The 2,561-nt window shown below is 48.3% G+C and carries 3 protein-coding genes; 2 read left to right on the top strand and 1 reads right to left on the bottom strand.

Annotated elements, in window-relative coordinates; all coding sequences use genetic code 11:
• Positions 1 to 107: 107 nt before the first annotated feature.
• Positions 108 to 515, bottom strand: coding sequence for an allophanate hydrolase-related protein (locus QUB12_RS29270; protein ID WP_333147357.1), 408 nt, complete (start codon positions 513 to 515; stop codon positions 108 to 110).
• A gap of 437 nt (positions 516 to 952) precedes the next feature.
• On the opposite strand from QUB12_RS29270, the gene QUB12_RS29275 reads away from it, so the two are divergent.
• On the top strand, positions 953 to 2,191 hold the full coding sequence (locus tag QUB12_RS29275; protein WP_333147359.1) for a Zn-dependent hydrolase: 1,239 nt from the start codon (positions 953 to 955) through the stop codon (positions 2,189 to 2,191).
• Between the two features lie 172 nt (positions 2,192 to 2,363).
• Positions 2,364 to 2,531, top strand: a complete 168-nt coding sequence (locus QUB12_RS29280) for a hypothetical protein (RefSeq protein WP_333147361.1) — start codon at positions 2,364 to 2,366, stop codon at positions 2,529 to 2,531.
• Positions 2,532 to 2,561: the final 30 nt, after the last annotated feature.

Genomic DNA, 2,561 nt, shown 5'->3' on the forward strand with positions numbered 1-2,561 from the left:
GGGCGTCTCGCCCGCCCAAACAAACAGGCTTTCCGGCCTGTTCCACAAGAAATGAATTTTTTTGTGGGGTGGGCGTCTCGCCCGCCCAAACAAGCCAGCGGAAAGGATTAATTTTGCCCTGTACTGGCTTTATAAGCGGCCCACCCACCTCGATCGGAAATATCTTCCCATTCATACTTCTGAACCAACTCCTGCGGGTACAAGAAAGCCGTCAACACTTCTCCATCATCCAAAACCACATCCGACGGATACATATGCGGCGGTTCCCCCCCTGCAAGCTGTTCAAATTGCTCTTGAGTTAATTCGTACACTTCCCCCGGAATTGATACACCGTCTGCCGCCACTTCATAAATAGCAGGATGCCAGCCATTTTCTGCCGAATGCAAGCGGTAAATCGGGCGAGTTTTTGCTTCTCTAATAAACTTCGCATCTCCGAGGTTGCTGTTGTCCGGCTGACCCCGTAGGGCAGAACCGCAAATGAAAACTCGTTTGACTGCAATTGCTGTTTGATTCATCACATACACCCGATAAAAAATTGTGTTTTTTCCTACTTAAGACTGATGCACAAACTCACTTTGTAGGGTGCGCCCAAGAGCCATTGGTGTCAACTTAAGACTAAAATTCTCTGTATATCTCGTTTTTATCGAAGTCTCGATCCCCCGCTCATCCCCCACCCCCCCCCTACCCCAAGGGGGGAAAGAAGGGGGACGAAAGAATTCTCTTGTCCCCCCCTTGAGAAGGGGGCTAGGGGGGATCGGGAAGACTGTAAACTCAGACGGTAGACTCGTATTACCTTTGACATTAAGTTGACACCAATGCCGAAGAGCACCTTATTCCTGACACTGTCAAACCGCTCGACTTTTGTAAACAAGGCTACATTATGTCGCCGATTTAAATGCTATTGAATGCAGTATACAGCAATTAGTTACATCAATCAATAAAAGAACTTTAAATGACACTTACATTAACACTTGCAGTCAACGGCCCGCGCCTCAACCGCAGCATCGCCCAACTCGCCCAAATCGGCAAACTACCAGGAGGAGGCGTGAGTCGGGTAGCATTTACCAAAGCAGATTTGCTGGCCCGCCAACTCGTGGAATCTTGGATGGTAGAAGCAGGGATGACGGTTCGCATTGATGCGGCGGGAAACATGATCGGGCGGTATCCCGGAAAGCGCGAGTGTGCGGCCCTAGCCACAGGTTCTCACATCGATACCGTGGCCGTGGGCGGCCATTACGACGGAGTTTTGGGAGTTTTGGCGGGAATTGAAGTGGTGCGGGTACTGCACGAAAATAACCTATGCTTGGAACATCCGATCGAGACGATCGTATTTACCGACGAAGAAAACACCGTTATCGGCTGCAAAGCGATGGCCGGAAATACAGTCAGCGATGCGGCATATTACCGACGCAGCGACGGTACTTCCATTGAAACTTGTTTAGCACAAATTGGCGGAGATTGGTCAAAAATTGCACAAGCAAAACGCCATCCCCAAGAAATAGCAGCATTTGTAGAACTCCACGTCGAACAAGGAGGCGTTTTGGAAAGTACCGGCGATGAAATCGGCATAGTTCAAGGCATTGTCGGACAGTACCGCTATGCAGTGACGGTAACTGGCCGCCCGAATCATGCCGGTTCGACGCCGATGCGCGTTCGCAAAGATGCGTTAGTAGCCGCCGCACAAATGGTGCTAGCAGTCAACAAGTTGGGAGTAGAAACACCGGGCGAACAAGTAGCAACGGTAGGTTACTTAAACGTGTCGCCAAATGCTACAAATATTGTACCGGGAAAAGTCGATTTTAAAATCGACTTGCGCGATATATCTCAAACTCATTTGGAAGAATTGTTAGTTAAAATGAAACAAGAGTTTGCAGCTATTTCTTCTGCCACCAAAACCGAAGTTAAAATCACCGAAATGCTGCACGTATTGCCGACTCTAGCAGCAGCAAAGATTCAAAATGCGATTGCCGAAGTTTGCCAGGAATTAAGCTTGAGTTGCACGCATTTAATCAGCCGCGCCGGACACGACGCCCAAGAAATCGGACGGTTTGCGGATATGGGGATGATTTTCGTGGCTTCTCGCGGCGGCATCAGCCATGCAGAAGACGAATATACATCCCCAGAACAGTGCACTCAGGGAGCAAACGTGCTGTTACAAACCTTCTTGAAGCTCGATCGAATTTACGGCTAGGGCGATGGTTAATCTGCTTTCAAAGCGATGTATGGTGCGTGACTGTGAATAGATTTGGGCTTGTGTGGAAGGCATCTTGAGTCACGCACCGTAACTTTACATAACAGGGTTTTATAACCCGATTTGGTGTTATATCATTACTTTATGGCAACAAAATTGCAGTAGCATTTTAATGGATATCAACACCCAAAAAGAAGAATTCAGCTATGCTTACATTTACGCCGTGGCTTCAGCAGCCGGGTGCATCTGCCAGCGAACAACTACTCCTCTAGACCAACTGGGTGTAGACCTAATTACAGCGTATTCCAGGTTTATGAAGTACAGTAGCAGCAGCTTGTAAACCAGTTTTTAAAGTGCTTAGGATTGACCA

Origin of the sequence: Microcoleus sp. B7-D4 (assembly GCF_036705125.1) — a bacterium.
Taxonomy (GTDB): domain Bacteria; phylum Cyanobacteriota; class Cyanobacteriia; order Cyanobacteriales; family Microcoleaceae; genus Microcoleus.

What these genes read in the sequence shown, in the direction of transcription:
- QUB12_RS29280 (WP_333147361.1), top strand. Translation starts at nt 2,364, where the DNA reads ATGGATATCAACACCCAAAAAGAAGAATTCAGCTATGCTTACATTTAC.
- QUB12_RS29270 (WP_333147357.1), bottom strand. Translation starts at nt 515, where the DNA reads ATGAATCAAACAGCAATTGCAGTCAAACGAGTTTTCATTTGCGGTTCT.
- QUB12_RS29275 (WP_333147359.1), top strand. Translation starts at nt 953, where the DNA reads ATGACACTTACATTAACACTTGCAGTCAACGGCCCGCGCCTCAACCGC.